This window comes from Exiguobacterium sp. s146 (assembly GCF_018618415.1).
GTDB lineage: Bacteria > Bacillota > Bacilli > Exiguobacteriales > Exiguobacteriaceae > Exiguobacterium.
Map to the genome: position 1 here is coordinate 1,165,804 of NZ_JACSMA010000001.1, position 17,759 is coordinate 1,183,562.

Below are 17,759 nucleotides of genomic sequence, written 5' to 3' on the forward strand. Positions count from 1 at the left end.
AGATTACAAAGTGACGTAAAAGATGGTACCTGTTCCGAGCCGGGATTCGACGGTCAACGTGCCGCCGTGCAGGTGGACGATATCTCGGGCGATGGCGAGCCCGAGCCCGGTGCCCCGTCCGGACCGGGAGGCGTCCCCTTTATAGAACCGCTCGAACAGCCGAGCCTGCGTCGCCTCATCCATCCCGACGCCGACGTCCTGAATCGAGACGGTCGGTCGTTCGGCTTGATACGCCTTGATGGTAATGAGGTCTCCTTCTGCCGAAGCGTGAATCGCGTTCGTCAGCAAATTGGACCACACTTGGGCCAGCAAGAGCGGGTCGCCGGTCACGACGAGCGTCGAATCGAGGTCCGTGGCGACAGCAATCCCTTTCTCGTCGAGTTGGAACGTGTGCCGGCGGATGACATCCTCGATGGAGGCACGTACATCGACCGGTGTCGTTAACGACACGTTGGCCTCATCGAGTCGGGCGAGGAGCAGTAACTGTCTCGTCAGCTCGGACAGACGCGACGCCTCATCGCGTATGATGGCGGCATGCGCCTTCGTGGCACCGTCGGTCGTTTCGACGAGTTCCGAGGCGTAGCCTTTGATGGACGTGAGCGGGGTCTGAAACTCATGGGAGACGCTCGAGACGAAACGTCTGCGCTCGCCTTCCGATTTTTCAAGCGAATCGACCATATCGTTGAAGCGGCGGGAGAGCGTGCCGATTTCATCGTTGCGCTCAATCGGCAGGTCACGCGGTCGGCCGCCGGACGCGACCGAATCGGTAGCTGCGGTCAACGTCCGTAGCGGGCGGACGAGTTGACTCGTCGACAAGGCGATCAAGATGAACGCGAGTCCGGTCAACAACGCGAAAAACAAGCCGACGAATAAATGCAGCTCGCGGATTTGGGCACTCAGGTCGGGACGGATGAAGACGGCGTCGTTCCCATCGATGCTAAACCCGTACGTGTTGACTGCCTCGTTGTCGAACAGTCCGAGCCAAAACAAATGGAACGGATAGGTGTGCATCCCGTCATACGTCTCGCCGGCCCTGACAGAGGCGATGACGTCGGCATCGAGCCCCTCGTCCCGGAACGTTCCACCATAGCGTTCAATCGTATCGTCCGGTCGGACGACGAGCAACTGATACCCGGTCTGCGCGAGCAACGTATAAAACGTGGACGTCTCACCGTCGGTATGAGTCGCGAAGTATGTTTGCGCAGCCTCGGCCGTCTGTTCGGTCTTATCGCTATAGGACGGTTGCCACCACATGTAGTAGGCGACGTTGCTGACGAGCAGGGCGAGGGCGCCCGACAACAGTAAAATCATGAACACGGTCAAGACGATTCGCGTATAGAGCGTCTTCATGGCGTCACCTCAAACGTATAGCCGACGCCTCGTACCGTCCGAATCATGTGACCTTCGTCGCGGAGACGACCCCGCAAGCGCTTGATGTGGACGTCGATCGTTCGGTCGTCCCCTTCAAACTCGAGTCCCCACACTTGCTCGATCAATTCATCGCGGGTGAACACGCGACCTGGAAATGCGGCCAACTGATAGAGCAGCTCGAACTCTTTTTTCGGCAAGTGAATCGTCTCCTCATGCAGCTCGAGCCGATAGTCGCGCAAGTCGAGTTTGAGCGGTCCGGCGGTGACGACCGTGGCCGCATTCTTGGCATAACGTTTCGCGACGGCTTGGAGCCGGAACAGCAGTTCTTCCGGAATGAACGGTTTCGTCATATAATCGTCGGCCCCGTGCTCGAAACCGCTCCGTTTCTCTTCCCATTCCCCGAGGGCGGTCAACAGGATGACCGGGACATCCGTCATCCGTTTCAGCCGCGAACAGAGCGTCCGCCCGTCTTGGCCCGGCAACAGGATATCGATGACGGCCGCATCGGCGGGTCGTTCTTCAAACAGTCGTTCGGCGACGGTCCCGTCTGTCGCCGTCGTGACGGTGTGGCCAGCCCGCTGTAGCGTCGTCTCAATCAGATGCAGGATGGCCAAATCGTCCTCTACAATCAGTACGTGCATGTCTCTCTTCCTTTCTTGTGAAGGATATCGAAAACAGGTGACCCGTGTCAGGTCACCTGGACGTTATGTCGCTTTGGTCAGTTCTTTGTGTAACGACCGGAGCGCCCGTAAGAAGGCGTCCTTGAAATACTTGTCTTCCTGAGCCTCGAGCGTCTCGAGCGCGGCCGCATCGCCGGCGCTCGCTTTCACGAGCAGGTTGACGACCGTCCCCCAGCGCTTGACGTGCTCGGGCTTCGGATGGTTCATCGCGACGGTCAACGTAAACCAATACGGTTGGTCCCGACGTTGTAGCGTGGCGATCATTTGTTTGGCCGTCATCGCTTCATCCTCGGAAGGTAACGTGGCCGTGGCGAACCAGCCGAGCAATCCGGCACTCATCGCCTCGAGTCGGGTTTTCGCGTCCGACTCGATCGGCTCACGCCCGAATTCGGAGATATTGACGAAGACGAGGCGGTCTTTGCGGTCGAGGTGGGTGATCCATCCTTTGACCGTCTTCAGTCTGTCTTTGTCTTTCGACTGGGCTTTGACCGTGTAGCCGTTCAATTTCCCGATATAAATGCGGAACTGGCCGCGGTCGAGTTGTTTATCGACTTTGAACTCGATGTCCTGACCGACCGTGAACGGCTGGTTCTGTTTGTTGAGCGTCTCGCCCTTTTTCAGTTCCGGGCGTCGGACGATGTAACGGAGCGCCTCTTGCTCGGTCTTGTCGTCAAGTGTCCACAGATTGTTCGGTGTGACGTTCTTGAAACGATGTCGGCGGACGAAGATGTATTGATCGAGCGCCTCGACGGCATCGCTGACGGAATTTTTGCCGCTCAAATAATCGTCGGCGATATCTCGGAGCGTGATTGATTCGAGCCTGTCGATATGTCCGACATACGGGACGTGCCCGACGACGAACAGGGCGGTGGCAATCAACTCGCTCTCGCGAGGGGTCAAAGGACGTTTGGCCATGGTGCACTTCCTTTCTTGCAGTCATATGATTTAGTATACCAAAAACAAATTTCGTCATGTTGTATGAATCGACCAGATGGAAAATTTTACAGGCATACAGGATTTCGTGGATTGATTGCGAATACTTGAAATAAGATAGAGTTATGCGGATGTTGAGATGAGGTGATGAGATGAAGCTATCGATCGATCCGGGGGATTATGTCGTGTTGATTGAAATCAACAAGGAAGTATTGAAATGTACGTCCCTTGATCAGGCCGACTATGTCGACCGAGACCGCTATGAATTGGTCGGCCGGATGAGTGAGCGACTCCCGGCCGAGGTGATCGTCCCTTCCATCATCGACTATATTCGGTTCGGTAGTGGATATATCGGCGATAATATCGTCTGGGACAAAGAGACGGAATCGTTTTTCTGTCAACAGTTCGAGACGATTGACGGCTCTCCACTCGGTGAGGACCTCAACGGGTTCACACCCGATCCATATCGGACGGAACTGGCGCGTTATTATACGTATTTGACCATCGGAAAGATCGTCGATTATGAGATGGATGAGCCCGACGAACCGAACTATTGGTAAGCGTCGAAAAAATGTCACAATCTATTTTTCGATAAAAAGGGAAATTGATTCCGTAATTTGAGATAATGGGGACATCTTAGGAAGTGTGGATTGGAGCGGTAGGCGATGAAAAAAATGATGCTTGTGGCGGCGCTCGCGCTGCTCGTGCCGACGTCAGTGGACGCGGCGAAGCCGGTCGTATTGGAGAAGCATGGTTACGTCGTGGCCGAGCCGAGGGTCGGGAACCAATATTATATCAAGCAAACGGGCACTGATTTGGCGTGGAACACGACGCGCGGTGCGTCAGACATCGTGATCGCTTTAATCGACTCGTCGGCCGACCGGCGTCACAAGGAACTCTATAACGTCCCACGCGTCGTCAATTCGATGAAAGGCCCTTACAGCGTCGACTATCATGGGACACATACGGCTGGCATCATGTCGGGCCGTCACAACAAGTTCGGGATGGCTGGACTAGCTCCGAACGTACGCTATCATTTTTATAACGTCTTTTACGGGAAGAATTCGGAATTCACGGATTCGTGGACCGTCGCCAAAGCGGTCGATACGGCTGTGGCGAAAGGGGCGAACATCATCAACCTGTCGCTCGGTGGCCAAGATTATGATCAAGTCCTCGCCGATTCGATTCGCCGGGCCCGGACCAAAGGCGTCATCATCGTCGCCTCGGCCGGAAACGATGGCGAGAAGACCGTCTCGTTCCCGGCCAATATGAAGGAAGTCATCGCCGTCGGGGCGATTGACGCCAACCGTCGCGTCGCCGGCTTCAGCAATATGGCTGCGCAAGTCAAAATCGTCGCACCTGGGGTGAACATCTTGTCGCTCGGTCTGAACAACGGGTTCGTCTATATGGACGGGACATCGATGGCCGCGCCGATGGTATCGTCGGGTCTCGCACTCGTCAAGTCGGTCAATCCGTTCTTGACACCAGCCGATGTGGACGCGTTGCTGCAAAAGATGCCACGGACGAGTGGCAAGACGTACACGGAGTTGAATACGAAGCGGCTCCTCGATGCGACACCGCGTCCCGTGACGCTCTCGGTGCCGTCGACGCTCAAGAGCCGTTACGTCAAAGAAGCTAAACTGACGGTCATGAAAAAATCGAATGTGAAGACGACATACGCCTTATATCAAGGTACACGCAAAGTGAAGACGCTCTCGGCAGGGAATTCCATGTTCACGATGTACGCCGGTGGCGATTGGCTACCGAGCGGCTCGTATAAACTCCAAGCCGTCGTCACGGATGGTAAACATAAACGTACGGCCAGTCGGTCCTTCAAGTATGTGAATCCCGTCAAGCCTGCGGTCGCGGTCAAAGCGTCCGACGGGGGCACGTTTGAATTAGCGACGACGCGAAAAGGGGTCGTCACCGTGCTCGATGCGAACAAAAAAGTCGTCTATGAGGCGCTTCATGTACCAGGCAAGTTCCCAGTCCGGAGCGACACGGGCGCCGTTTACACGGTCGTCTTGAAACCGACCGACGTCTCGGAAAAAGTGGTGACGGTCAAGTATGCGCCACAACCGGTCCAAGCCGAGACGGACAGTTCGGCGGAATCGACATGAAAAAACACCCGGAGCCAACGCATGGCTCCGGGTGTTGATTTATGCTTTCGTGATGGCTTCACCGCTCCAACGAATGTTTGCTTCTAAAACGTTGCCGTTGTCGTCGATATGTTCAAAACTCAGTTTCCCGTCGACGATAATCTCACAGAGACCGACGCGGACATCCTCGCTCCATGAACGACGTGTCTGAGTCGACGCGTCGAACGTCGGAATCGATTCAGGAAAACGTTCCTGTAAGTGGGCCAAGTTATGATGGTCGAAGTGATACGGACGTTTGGACAGTTCATTCGGTGCTTTAATGTCAAACGGCTCGAATCCTCGAACGAGTCGATTATTCCGGTAGAAGGCGAACACGCCGTTGTTCGGGTGGAGCGCTTTAATGTCATCGATTTCAATCACATAGGTCAGTCGTTGAATCCAACCTTTTTTTGCATCTTGACGCATCAAAATCCCTCCTTGTTCAATGGAACACGCCTTATTTTAGCGCTGACGCCGTTGAAAATCAAGTTCAGGTTCTCGGTTGTCATTTCACGGGTTATCCGCTACAATGGGTAAAGTGACTATGAGGTCTGGGCAATCGCGGGACGCAAGTCTTGAGGAAAGTCCATGCTCGCACAGCCTGTGATGGCTGTAGTGATCGTGCTACACGAAAAGATAAGTGTAGGCAACGCAAGTTGACGGCAGAAGAAGCACCTAAGTCCTCGGATATGGTGCAAGCTTCTTGAAAGTGCCACAGTGACGGAGTCTGATCGGAAACGTTCAGAGTGGAACGAGGTAAACCCCACGAGCGAGAAACCCAAACTATGGTAGGGGAACTTCCTGACCGGAACCGAACGTGACGGAAGGCGCCAATCGGCGCAGATAGATGATTGTCACTCCATCGTGCCAGGGAGACCGTTATGAGCACCGGAGTACAGAACATGGCTTACAGGGCAGCATAGTCTCTCATTTAACATTGACCAGGAGTTCAAGCAATCCTACTTGAGCTCCTTTTTACATGACCATTTTAGGAGTAACACTTATAGAAAGTAGGGATACTATGGCAAAACGAAAACTGATTGCCACCGCAGCGATGGGCATCGAAGCGCTCGTCGCCAAAGAAGTGCGCGACCTCGGCTACACGTGTGAGGTCGAGAACGGACGCGTCTATATCGACGCAGAAATGGAAGACATTCCACGATTGAACCTGTGGCTCCGGACGGCAGACCGCGTCAAGCTCGTCGTCGCCGAATTCAAGGCGACGACGTTCACAGAACTGTTCGACGGTGTCGTCGAACTGCCTTGGACGGATCTCATGCCGTGGGACGCCCGTTTCATCGTCGACGGCCGCTCGGTCAAGTCGAAGTTGTTCTCGATCCGCGACTGTCAGAAAATCACGGAGAAAGCGATTGTCGACGCGATGCAACGTGGCTATAACAAGCCGGGCGAATGGCTCCCGAAAACGGGCGCCTACTATCCGATTGAAGTCGCCTTGTTGAAAGACGTGGCGACGATCACGATCGACACGTCAGGTGACGCGCTTCACCGTCGTGGTTACCGCGAGCTCCATTCACAGGCCCCGCTCAAAGAGACGATGGCTGCGGCGATGATTCAGCTGACGAACTGGAAGCCGGACATGCCGTTCTACGACGTCTTCACCGGTTCAGGGACGCTCGCCATCGAGGCGGCGCTCATCGGTCGTAACATCGCGCCTGGTCTCAACCGTGAGTTCTGCTCACAAGACTGGCCGTGTGTACCGAAGAAAGCCTGGTATGATGCCATCAATGAAGCGAACGAGAAAGCGGAGTGGGACAAACCGCTCAAAATCCACGGCATCGACCTCGACCCACGCATGGTCAAGCTCGCCAAGGATAACGCCGAGCTCGCCGACGTCCGTGACGCCATCACGTTCGTTCACAGTGACGCGGCTGCCTTGAAGCCGAAAGAAGAGTACGGCGTCATCATCGGCAACCCGCCATACGGCGAACGGTTGCAGACCGAAGAAGAGATTATCGACCTGTACGAGCGGATTGGCCAACAGTTCGCCAAGTATCCTGGCTATAGCGTCTATATGTTGACGAGTTATGAGGACTTCGAGAAAGCGTACGGCCGTCCAGCGACGAAACGTCGTAAGCTGTACAACGGGAATATCGAGACGCAATACTACCAGTATTATGGTTTACGTCCAAAAAGACGCTCAACAGAGACGTTTGTAGAGGGTAAGTAATCACCCATTGCACACTAATCGCACACTTTTTATTTTTTTCTGCCGCAGACACACGAAAACCGCTCCCTAGAGCGGTTTTTTTACGTCCTCGATCATGGTGGAGAAGAGCTCGGCCGTATCTCCCTGAGTAGTGTGCAATACGTGAGCGTAGATATCCATCGTCGTCTTGGCATCGGCATGCCCCAGACGTTCTTGGATGACCTTCGCATGGACACCGGCCTTGATGAGCAGCGTCGCATGGGTATGTCGTAACTCACGCATCGTGATCTCAGGAATCTCGGCCGTTTTGACGGTCAGGGTATGGCGTCGTCGCAATCCGGAATACCAGACATAGGCGCCCTTGATGCCGAGGCAGACAAGGTCCTCGTCGTTGCGCCATCCGAACTTGACCATGTCATACTTCTGACGAAGCCGCGACTTCTCGAGGAAGCGGATCAACTGGTCGGGGATGGTGACGACCCGCACCTTTTTCCCTTTGGTCTGCTCGAACGAATAGCCGCCCTTCGTCTCGATGGCGGTACGGGCAATCGTGATCTGTTTCCGGTCGAAGTCGATGTCGGACCAACGGAGGGACGTCGCCTCGCGGGCACGCATGCCGGTATAGGCGATCAGGTGGACCGCTGTACGATAACCATTCGCCATCGTCTCATCCGCCGTCTCGAGGTAACGTCTCAGCTCATCAGGCGTGAGCGTCTTGTATTCTTTCAAGCCCTCCGACAGTTTCTCGACGGCAGCTATCGGGTTGTCACCTTTATAATAGCCCAGACGGCGCGCCCAGGAGAAGAAGCCGACATAGACGCTCCGGCGAATGTTGACGGTGTTCGGCTGTAAGCCAGAGTCGAGGTATTCACGGAGTAAACGTAGGCAGTGCTGCGGTTTCACGTTGTCCATGTTCAGGCGCTTGAACCAACCCGGCACGACGTCTCGATTTACTTTGCGGATCCCGGCACGCCTTCTCAGCGCGCCTTGAATGAAAATTCCAACGGGCTCCTGCGGAAAGACGGCTTGGCAAAGGAAATGGACTTCAACCAGGTGGATCAAACATTCATTTCGTCGGTGGCCGACAAGCGGAATAACATCCCAAGAAAGTCATTGAATTACCGCACACCGTTGGAGGCATTTTTGAGTCACCTGAATGGAGTCGATCTGTCTAGCTTAAATTGACAAACGGAAGAATATAAAAAGACATTCTCTTAAAAAATGGAGAATGTCTTTTTTACAATCATCATTGTTTTAATTTTTGGGTTGAAATCATTCCCCGACCATCCCGTCATTGTCGTTATCACGCATATAAGGATAAAGCCAATGGTCGCTCATTATCGGCATCGTGAAACCGGCGTCTTTCGCCTATTGAATCGTCACCTGACCGTCTCCATTCGTATCTCATCACCAGCAGGCTCGTTCGTGGCTGGGGATTCTAACTCACTTTCTGTGAGTGCCTCGTTCAACTCGTCCGGATTGACCTTGTCGAACGAGTCGGTAACCACATTTCTTTTGACCGTATATGTGTATTGGTAATGTGATGTAATATAAGTTTTCGTATCTAGATATGTGATGATCATTTTAAAGTCAATCGCGCCGCCGTCCTTACGGATAACATGTCACCTGTCGAGCTTACTGTATTCGACGCCTGAAACCTTAACGACCGTCTGACGTGACACGGATCAATTTACAATGCTCATTCGTGGACGCACAATACTCGCAATCCCCATATTTGATATCGACAGGTCCTTCTGTAATAGTCGCCGCACTTGATTCCGTGGTGCCCGGCTCGGACGTCTTGATGTTTTTCCTCTGTCGTAAGTATTTTTTCTGTGTTCTCTACTGTAGAGGAACTGCTCTATTGGGAACATCAGGAAAATAAAGGTATAGCTTGAGGTGCGGCTGAGTAAGTGAAATTCATTTCCTTTCTCTTTGAATGAATAGTTTCAGTATTACCAATTCTTTTATTTATCTGACTGTGAATCCAAGTTGTTTGAGACTCGTGTATATCCAATTTCATCATTAAGGACCTCTGTTCGTTTGCTTACTCATCAAATATAAAAAACGAACATTGATAAAAAGATGAGTTAATGGACAATTAAGACAAAATGAAAAGGACTATTTAAAGCCCTTTTCATTTTTTGTGAAAAGATAAACAAATATGTCTTTCTAACGTTCGTTAACGGGAATTACTATTAGAAAAATCATTTTATGTTTTTCATTCAAATATTCACTTGAATATTGACCAAGGAAAGGTATATACTATATTCAAGTGAACACTTGAATATCAATGGGGTGATAATGTGAATAAGAAAGATACTTGTGAAATTTTTTGTTATGACGAGGAAAAGGTCAATCGAATACAAGGTGATTTAAAAACAATCGATATTGTTAGTGTTGCCCAAATGTTAAAAGCAATTGCGGATGAAAATAGGGCAAAGATTACCTATGCTTTGTGTCAAGATGAAGAGTTATGTGTGTGTGATATAGCAAATATTATTGGTATTACGGTGGCAAATGCTTCTCATCATTTAAGGACCCTTCATAAGCAGGGGATTGTAAGATATAGAAAAGAAGGAAAACTAGCGTTTTATTCGTTAGACGATGAACATATTAGACAAATAATGATGATTGTACTAGAACATAAGAAAGAAGTGAATGTCAATGTCTGATCAAAAGGCAATAACATCTGAACAAGAAATGAAGGCCTATCGTGTACAAGGTTTTACTTGCGCAAACTGCGCGGGTAAATTCGAAAAAAATGTAAAACAGCTATCTGGAGTTGAGGATGCAAAAGTAAATTTTGGTGCATCTAAAATTGCTGTTTATGGTAATGCAACGATAGAAGAACTAGAAAAAGCAGGTGCATTTGAGAATCTCAAAGTGACACCTGAAAAATCTGCTCGCCAAGCATCACAAGAGGTAAAAGAAGATACGAAAGAAGATAAAGTGCCGTTTTATAAAAAGCATAGTACTCTACTTTATGCTTCCTTATTGATTGCCTTTGGTTATCTTTCCTCGTATGTGAATGGAGAAGAGAACATTGTTACTACCTTATTGTTTTTAGCATCCATGTTTATCGGAGGATTATCACTTTTTAAAGTTGGTTTGCAAAACTTACTACGTTTTGAATTTGATATGAAAACCCTTATGACAGTGGCTGTTATAGGTGGTGCTATTATTGGAGAATGGGCAGAAGTTGCCATTGTTGTTATTCTCTTTGCAATCAGTGAAGCACTTGAGCGATTCTCTATGGATAGAGCAAGACAATCGATTCGTTCATTAATGGATATCGCTCCTAAAGAGGCACTTGTTAGACGTAATGGACAAGAAATAATGATTCATGTTGATGATATTGCTGTTGGGGATATCATGATTGTAAAACCTGGTCAAAAGATTGCGATGGATGGTGTAGTTGTAAGTGGGTACTCTGCCGTTAACCAAGCAGCTATTACAGGTGAATCAGTCCCTGTCGAGAAAACGGTTGATAATGAAGTATTTGCAGGTACCTTAAATGAAGAAGGATTACTTGAAGTAGAAATAACGAAACTTGTAGAAGATACAACAATTTCTAAAATTATTCATCTTGTAGAGGAAGCACAAGGGGAACGTGCTCCTTCGCAAGCATTTGTTGATAAATTCGCAAAATATTACACACCGATTATTATGATCATTGCAGCATTAGTTGCTATAGTCCCTCCATTATTCTTTGATGGCAGTTGGGAAACATGGATTTATCAAGGATTAGCTGTTCTTGTTGTTGGTTGTCCTTGTGCGTTGGTTATATCGACTCCTATTTCTATTGTTTCAGCGATTGGAAATGCTGCGAAAAAAGGGGTCCTTGTAAAAGGCGGAGTGTATTTAGAAGAAATGGGCGCCTTAAAGGCTATTGCATTCGATAAAACAGGAACATTAACAAAAGGGGTCCCAGCTGTAACTGATTATAATGTGTTGAACAAACAGATAAATGAAAAAGAATTACTATCCATTATTACTGCATTGGAGTATCGTTCTCAGCATCCTCTTGCTTCAGCCATCATGAAAAAAGCAGAAGAAGAAAACATTACTTATTCTGACGTACAGGTAGAGGATTTCTCTTCTATCACAGGAAAGGGTATAAAGGGTATCGTAAACGGGACGACTTATTACATCGGTAGCCCGAAACTCTTTAAGGAATTATTGACTAATGATTTCGATAAAGACTTAGAGCAAAATGTTACTACTCTTCAAAATCAAGGTAAGACAGCCATGATTATTGGAACCGAAAAAGAAATACTTGCAGTTATTGCAGTTGCTGATGAAGTTCGTGAGTCAAGTAAGGAAATTCTTCAAAAGTTACATCAACTTGGAATCAAAAAAACAATTATGCTTACTGGTGATAACAAAGGCACTGCGAATGCTATCGGAGGGCAGGTTGGAGTATCTGATATAGAGGCAGAATTAATGCCACAGGACAAATTAGACTTTATTAAACAGTTGAGATCCGAGTATGGCAACGTAGCAATGGTAGGAGATGGGGTCAATGATGCCCCTGCGTTAGCAGCTTCTACCGTTGGGATTGCAATGGGTGGAGCTGGTACAGACACAGCCTTAGAAACTGCAGACGTCGCTCTAATGGGAGACGATTTAAGAAAACTTCCATTCACTGTAAAACTTAGCCGGAAAACTCTTAATATCATCAAAGCTAACATTACTTTTGCAATTGCTATTAAATTTATTGCCTTACTATTGGTTATCCCAGGTTGGTTAACGCTTTGGATTGCCATTCTTTCCGATATGGGCGCAACCCTTCTAGTAGCTCTAAATGGTTTGCGACTAATGAGAGTGAAAGAATAAAGGAAAAAGTGCTAAAAAGGGCTCTTCCAGACAGATGGAAATTCCTTTTTTAAAAAGGACTCATTATGAGTATAACTTCTAAATATAATAAAAAATCAGTTAGTGAGTTGATGTAATTGACTTTAATTTTGAACGTTATTTCTGCAATAGGGGCATTTATAGTTACCAATATTGATGATATTTTTGTTTTGATGCTGCTATTTTCACAGGCAAAAGCACAGGTGAAAACGAGTGAAGGTTTAAAAGGTAACCAGACAGAGAATAAGCATATAACCCCTAAGGATATAATTATTGGACAATATCTAGGTTTTACCTTGTTAGTAGTAGTTAGTCTCTTAGGAACTTTTGGAGTTATGTTAATTCCAGAGAAATGGGTAGGATTACTTGGACTAATCCCAATCTATTTAGGGATTATGTTGTTTATAAAGGGAGAAGATGAGGATGAAAATGCAATTCTTTCAAGTTTAAATTCTGGAAAGTATAATAATGTCTTTTTAAGTGTAGCATTTATAACATTTGCTAATGGCGGAGATAACATTGGAATATATGTTCCTTTCTTCTCTACTTTAACCATGAACCAACTAGCAGTAACGGTTATTACTTTCTTTATTATGGTTGCGATTTGGTGTTTTATTGGATATCGTTTGGCAGCTTTTAAACATGTCTCTGAAACCTTAGAGAATTACGGTAGATGGATTATACCCATTGTCTTTATTGGTTTAGGAATCTATATCATAGTGGAGAACGAAACTTTCAGTGCCCTTTTGAGTTTAATAAATTATTAAAAAATAATCTGAACCGCCCCCCGTCAAGTAGACAGTGGAAATAATAAAAGTGATTTAAGCGGCTTTCGCTCTATATTCTTTAGGGCTGAGGCCGTTTAATCGTTTTTGGTATCTTTCGTGATTATAAAAATAGATGTACTCATTTATGGCAATGTTAAGTTCTTCAAAGGTCTGATACTTATGTAAATAATACTTTTCACATTTTAACGTGCCGAAAAAAGATTCCATTGGTCCATTATCAATACAGCGACCAACCCGTGACATACTTTGAGTCATTCCTGCCGCCTCTAATTTACGCTTGAACGCCTTAGAGGTGTATTGGAATCCACGATCACTATGAATCAGTGGGTGTTCTTGATGCAATCGTACGATTGCCTGGTCAAGCGTTTTAAATACCAGTTGATTATTATTAGAGTGTCCCAGCACATAGCTAATAATGGATCCGTCATAAAGATCACGAATCACACTGAGATAGGCCTTCTTAGATAGGCCATATTTAAATTCTGTCACATCCGTTACCCATTTCTCATTCGGCTTTTTAACTGTGAATTCACGGTTTAATACGTTCTCTGCCACATGTTGTGGTGACGACTTTTTGTGCCGTTTTCGCTTCTGGCGGATGACCGAACGGATCTCATGGATACGCATGAGACGATAGATGCGCTTCTCATTGTATGCCGGCAGGTCATGCTGGCGTCGTCTGCGATTGACCGTCATGGTGATCCGTCGATAACCGTAGGTCCCGTTCACCTGGTCGTAAAGGAGGCGGATGTCTTCCAATAGGCTCAAGTTCTCTTCTTCGCGTACCGAGACGGTACGCTTCAACCATTTATAGTAGGCGGCCCGTGAGACCTGCGCGATCTCGCACAGGAGCACGACCGGGAACGTGTCGGTCGTCGACATTTCCTCGATGACCATGTATCGCAATTGTAGCCTGATCTGGCTGATCAACCTCTCCTCTCGATTTCCTCCAACTTTTTTAGGAACAGGTTCTCGGCACGAAGGCGCTCGTTCTCCCGCTCGATCTGTTGAATGCGACGTTCGAGCTTCTCCTCGTTGGTCAGTTCCTCTTCTTTACTTGACCGTGTACTATGGTACACGGTTTATAATATTCATGGGGTGAAATAAGATGATTTATCGAATTAGTGAGTTTGCAGATAAATGTGGAGTTAATAAAGAAACGATCAGATATTACGAGCGAAAAAATTTATTACAAGAACCTCACCGAACGGAAGCTGGTTATCGGATATATTCATATGATGACGTTAAGCGTGTTGGGTTTATTAAACGAATACAGGAACTTGGTTTTTCTTTAAGCGAGATTTATAAATTACTTGGTGTTGTAGATAAAGATGAAGTTCGTTGTCAAGATATGTTCGAATTTGTTTCTAAAAAACAAAAGGAAGTGCAAAAACAAATAGAGGATTTAAAACGAATTGAAACTATGTTAGACGACTTAAAACAACGATGTCCAGATGAAAAGCAATTACATTTGTGTCCAATAATAGAAACATTAACATGAGAGATTAATTAACGAAAGGAGCTTTTTTATGAATAAATTTAAGGTAAACATTTCAGGAATGACTTGTACGGGTTGTGAAAAACACGTAGAATCAGCACTTGAAAAGATAGGTGCTAAAAATATTGAGTCTAGTTATCGTCGTGGTGAAGCAGTATTTGAACTGCCCGATGATATTGAGGTTGAAAGTGCAATAAAGGCGATTGATGAAGCAAATTACCAAGCCGGAGAAATTGAAGAAGTATCATCACTAGAAAACGTGGCGTTAATTAATGAAGACAATTATGACCTTCTTATTATTGGTTCTGGTGCTGCTGCCTTTTCTTCGGCAGTTAAAGCTATAGAATACGGTGCAAAAGTTGGAATGATTGAGCGTGGAACGGTTGGGGGAACCTGTGTGAATATTGGCTGTGTTCCGTCAAAAACTCTTCTTAGGGCAGGGGAAATCAATCATTTATCAAAAGACAATCCGTTTATAGGTTTACAAACATCCGCTGGAGAAGTGGATTTAGCTAGTTTAATCACGCAAAAGGATAAATTGGTGAGCGAACTTCGGAATCAAAAATATATGGATTTAATTGATGAATATAATTTTGATTTAATTAAAGGTGAAGCAAAATTCGTTGATGCTAGTACGGTTGAGGTCAATGGGGCAAAGTTATCTGCAAAACGCTTTTTAATTGCAACAGGTGCATCGCCTTCGTTGCCCCAAATTTCAGGACTTGAAAAAATGGACTATTTAACTAGTACAACACTTCTTGAGTTAAAAAAAATACCAAAACGATTAACTGTAATTGGTTCAGGATACATTGGAATGGAGCTTGGACAACTATTTCATCATTTAGGTTCAGAAATAACGCTTATGCAAAGAAGTGAGCGACTTTTAAAGGAGTATGATCCTGAGATTTCAGAGTCAGTTGAAAAAGCGTTAATTGAACAGGGTATAAACCTTGTCAAAGGGGCAACTTTTGAGCGTGTTGAACAAAGTGGAGAGATAAAAAGGGTTTACGTAACAGTAAATGGCAGTAGAGAAGTCATTGAATCAGATCAGTTACTTGTTGCCACTGGAAGAAAACCAAATACGGATTCTTTAAATTTAAGTGCAGCAGGTGTTGAAACTGGAAAAAATAATGAAATCCTGATCAATGATTTTGGTCAAACAAGTAATGAAAAGATTTATGCAGCAGGAGATGTGACTTTAGGACCACAATTTGTATATGTAGCAGCCTATGAAGGTGGAATTATTACTGATAATGCTATTGGTGGATTAAACAAAAAAATAGATTTATCGGTAGTTCCTGCTGTTACGTTTACGAATCCGACGGTTGCAACGGTTGGTTTAACAGAAGAACAAGCAAAAGAGAAAGGGTATGATGTGAAGACATCTGTATTACCTTTAGATGCTGTTCCAAGAGCAATTGTAAACCGTGAAACAACCGGTGTATTTAAACTAGTAGCAGATGCAGAAACACTAAAAGTATTAGGGGTTCATATTGTATCTGAGAATGCAGGAGATGTCATCTATGCAGCATCATTAGCTGTTAAATTTGGCTTAACGATAGAAGATTTAACAGAAACCCTAGCACCATATTTAACAATGGCTGAAGGGCTAAAATTAGCTGCACTTACGTTCGATAAAGATATTTCGAAATTATCTTGTTGTGCAGGCTAAGGGAACTTTTTTACAACTCCCTATTCAAGTGAACCAGCTAATGCTTTAAGGGATTTTCTAAGTGCATTTGTGGTCACAAAAATAATTTAACACTGATGATTTCGACATCAAATCTATATTTGATACCTTAACACCGCAGAGTAATAAAGGATGAATAATATGTCAGACTTATTATCCCTACCAGACATTAAAACAATAGAACCGCCACAAGAAAATGAAACCGATATGATGTTTAAAGTTGAAGCAGTCGGACCACCTGAACGTTGTCCTGAATGTGGTTTTGACAAGTTGTACAAACACAGTTCAAGAAATCAACTAATTATGGATTTGCCCATTCGTTTAAAGCGAGTGGGCTTACAATTGAACCGTAGACGATACAAGTGTCGTGAATGCGGATCTACCTTCTGGGAACGCCTAATATCTGTAGATGAAAAGCGTAGTATGACCAAAAAGCTTTTAAAGTCCATTCAAGAGCAATCCATGTCTAAGACCTTTGTAGAAGTCGCAGAAAGCGTTGGTGTTGACGAGAAAACCATTAGGAACGTTTTTAAGGACTATGTGGCACTCAAAGAACGTGAATACCAGTTTGAAACTCCTAAGTGGCTTGGGATAGACGAGATACATATTATCCGTAGACCTCGGCTTGTATTGACTAATATTGAACGCAGGACTATTTATGACATCAAGCCTAACCGTAACAAGGAAACAGTCATCCAACGTCTTTCAGAAATCAGTGACAGGACTTACATTGAGTACGTCACAATGGATATGTGGAAGCCCTACAAAGACGCAGTGAACACTATCCTTCCACACGCTAAAGTTGTCGTAGATAAGTTTCATGTAGTTAGAATGGCTAATCAAGCCTTAGATAACGTCAGAAAGTCTTTGAAAGCCCATATGAGCCAAAAAGAAAGACGTACCCTTATGCGTGAAAGGTTTATCCTTCTAAAGCGTAAACACGATCTAAATGAACGTGAATCATTCCTCTTAGATACTTGGTTAGGTAATTTTCCTGCTTTAAAAGAAGCCTATGAACTCAAAGAAGAGTTTTACTGGATATGGGATACTCCTGATCCAGATGAAGGTCATCTTCGTTATAGTCAATGGAGACACCGTTGTATGTCCAGCAACTCTAAAGACGCATATAAAGACCTCGTGAGAGCCGTAGACAACTGGCATGTCGAAATATTCAACTACTTTGATAAAAGGCTCACTAATGCTTATACGGAGTCAATTAACAGCATTATTAGGCAGGTAGAGCGAATGGGTAGAGGTTACTCGTTTGATGCCTTACGAGCCAAAATCCTTTTCAATGAGAAGCTCCATAAAAAGCGTAAGCCACGATTTAATTCAAGTGCTTTCAATAAAGCTATGTTATACGATACTTTCAATTGGTATGAAGTGAATGATCACGACATTACAGACAACTTTGGTGTCGATTTTTCCACACTTATTAAGAATTTGGAGAAGGGTGATTTATAAGCCCTTTTCCACCATGAAATCCGAATACCCAAGATATTTAGCGTTTATGTATAAAGGCATCGTTTAAGTATAGAGTTACTATTATAATACAGGATAATGATTTGTTTTATTAAATTATATAAACCATATTGCACAGAATCGTATTTATATTGCATTGCACACTGCATTGCAGA

Annotated in this window: 14 protein-coding genes, 1 other RNA gene and 3 pseudogenes; 11 read left to right on the top strand and 7 right to left on the bottom strand. The window is 45.9% G+C overall.

Annotation, left to right across the window (positions count from 1 at the left end; translation table 11 throughout):
• Positions 1–3: 3 nt before the first annotated feature.
• From KNP83_RS06045 to KNP83_RS06055, 3 genes are all read right to left on the bottom strand, one after another.
• Positions 4–1,350 (bottom strand): sensor histidine kinase, encoded by a 1,347-nt coding sequence (locus tag KNP83_RS06045; RefSeq protein ID WP_214761421.1) that lies wholly within the window; start codon positions 1,348–1,350, stop codon positions 4–6.
• Positions 1,347–2,012, bottom strand: coding sequence for a response regulator transcription factor (locus tag KNP83_RS06050; RefSeq protein ID WP_214761423.1), 666 nt, complete (start codon positions 2,010–2,012; stop codon positions 1,347–1,349). The genes KNP83_RS06045 and KNP83_RS06050 overlap by 4 nt, the downstream gene beginning before the upstream one ends.
• A 63-nt stretch (positions 2,013–2,075) precedes the next feature.
• Positions 2,076–2,966, bottom strand: a complete 891-nt coding sequence (locus tag KNP83_RS06055; protein ID WP_214761425.1) for a hypothetical protein — start codon at positions 2,964–2,966, stop codon at positions 2,076–2,078.
• A gap of 170 nt (positions 2,967–3,136) precedes the next feature.
• On the opposite strand from KNP83_RS06055, the gene KNP83_RS06060 reads away from it, so the two are divergent.
• Together KNP83_RS06060 and KNP83_RS06065 are read left to right on the top strand one after the other, a co-directional pair.
• Positions 3,137–3,544 carry a hypothetical protein gene (locus KNP83_RS06060; protein ID WP_214761427.1) on the top strand — a complete coding sequence of 136 codons (408 nt, stop codon included), beginning with the start codon at positions 3,137–3,139 and terminating at the stop codon, positions 3,542–3,544.
• A gap of 105 nt (positions 3,545–3,649) precedes the next feature.
• Complete coding sequence (locus KNP83_RS06065; RefSeq protein WP_214761429.1) at positions 3,650–5,104, top strand: S8 family peptidase; 1,455 nt, start codon at positions 3,650–3,652, stop codon at positions 5,102–5,104.
• A gap of 39 nt (positions 5,105–5,143) precedes the next feature.
• On the opposite strand, the gene KNP83_RS06070 is transcribed toward KNP83_RS06065, so the two are convergent.
• Positions 5,144–5,548, bottom strand: a complete 405-nt coding sequence (locus KNP83_RS06070; protein WP_214761431.1) for a hypothetical protein — start codon at positions 5,546–5,548, stop codon at positions 5,144–5,146.
• Between the two features lie 121 nt (positions 5,549–5,669).
• Between KNP83_RS06070 and rnpB the strand changes: the two genes are divergently transcribed.
• Positions 5,670–6,037, top strand: an RNA gene (rnpB, locus tag KNP83_RS06075) — RNase P RNA component class B.
• 106 nt (positions 6,038–6,143) lie between these two features.
• A complete protein-coding gene (locus tag KNP83_RS06080; protein WP_214761433.1) occupies positions 6,144–7,310 on the top strand; it encodes a THUMP domain-containing class I SAM-dependent RNA methyltransferase in 1,167 nt (388 codons plus the stop codon).
• 66 nt (positions 7,311–7,376) lie between these two features.
• On the opposite strand, the gene KNP83_RS06085 is transcribed toward KNP83_RS06080, so the two are convergent.
• Complete coding sequence (locus KNP83_RS06085) at positions 7,377–8,201, bottom strand: tyrosine-type recombinase/integrase (protein WP_214761435.1); 825 nt, start codon at positions 8,199–8,201, stop codon at positions 7,377–7,379.
• 21 nt (positions 8,202–8,222) lie between these two features.
• Here KNP83_RS06085 and KNP83_RS06090 point away from each other — a divergent pair.
• Positions 8,223–8,474 (top strand): annotated as a pseudogene (locus tag KNP83_RS06090) (transposase); the annotation flags it as partial.
• Between the two features lie 87 nt (positions 8,475–8,561).
• On the opposite strand, the pseudogene KNP83_RS15050 reads toward KNP83_RS06090, so the two are convergent.
• A pseudogene (locus KNP83_RS15050) lies at positions 8,562–9,035 on the bottom strand (DNA/RNA non-specific endonuclease); the annotation flags it as partial.
• Between the two features lie 560 nt (positions 9,036–9,595).
• Here KNP83_RS15050 and cadC point away from each other — a divergent pair.
• The 3 genes from cadC to KNP83_RS06105 all read left to right on the top strand — a co-directional run bounded on the left by cadC (position 9,596) and on the right by KNP83_RS06105 (position 12,913).
• Positions 9,596–9,964, top strand: coding sequence for a Cd(II)-sensing metalloregulatory transcriptional repressor CadC (gene cadC / locus KNP83_RS06095; protein ID WP_003322301.1), 369 nt, complete (start codon positions 9,596–9,598; stop codon positions 9,962–9,964).
• Positions 9,957–12,128, top strand: a complete 2,172-nt coding sequence (locus tag KNP83_RS06100) for a heavy metal translocating P-type ATPase (protein ID WP_003322300.1) — start codon at positions 9,957–9,959, stop codon at positions 12,126–12,128. Before cadC ends, KNP83_RS06100 begins: the two co-directional genes overlap by 8 nt.
• Positions 12,129–12,244: 116 nt before the next feature.
• On the top strand, positions 12,245–12,913 hold the full coding sequence (locus KNP83_RS06105; protein WP_214761437.1) for a CadD family cadmium resistance transporter: 669 nt from the start codon (positions 12,245–12,247) through the stop codon (positions 12,911–12,913).
• A gap of 54 nt (positions 12,914–12,967) precedes the next feature.
• On the opposite strand, the pseudogene KNP83_RS06110 reads toward KNP83_RS06105, so the two are convergent.
• Positions 12,968–13,998, bottom strand: a pseudogene (locus KNP83_RS06110) (IS3 family transposase); the annotation flags it as partial.
• Between the two features lie 44 nt (positions 13,999–14,042).
• Between KNP83_RS06110 and merR the strand changes: the two are divergent.
• The 3 genes from merR to KNP83_RS06125 all read left to right on the top strand — a co-directional run bounded on the left by merR (position 14,043) and on the right by KNP83_RS06125 (position 17,586).
• Complete coding sequence (merR, locus tag KNP83_RS06115) at positions 14,043–14,435, top strand: mercury resistance transcriptional regulator MerR (RefSeq protein WP_214761441.1); 393 nt, start codon at positions 14,043–14,045, stop codon at positions 14,433–14,435.
• Between the two features lie 28 nt (positions 14,436–14,463).
• The gene (gene merA, locus KNP83_RS06120) at positions 14,464–16,104 is read left to right on the top strand and encodes a mercury(II) reductase (protein ID WP_214761443.1); all 1,641 of its coding nucleotides are present in this window, start codon (positions 14,464–14,466) and stop codon (positions 16,102–16,104) included.
• Positions 16,105–16,263: 159 nt separating this feature from the next.
• The gene (locus KNP83_RS06125; RefSeq protein ID WP_214761445.1) at positions 16,264–17,586 is read left to right on the top strand and encodes an ISL3 family transposase; all 1,323 of its coding nucleotides are present in this window, start codon (positions 16,264–16,266) and stop codon (positions 17,584–17,586) included.
• Positions 17,587–17,759: the final 173 nt, after the last annotated feature.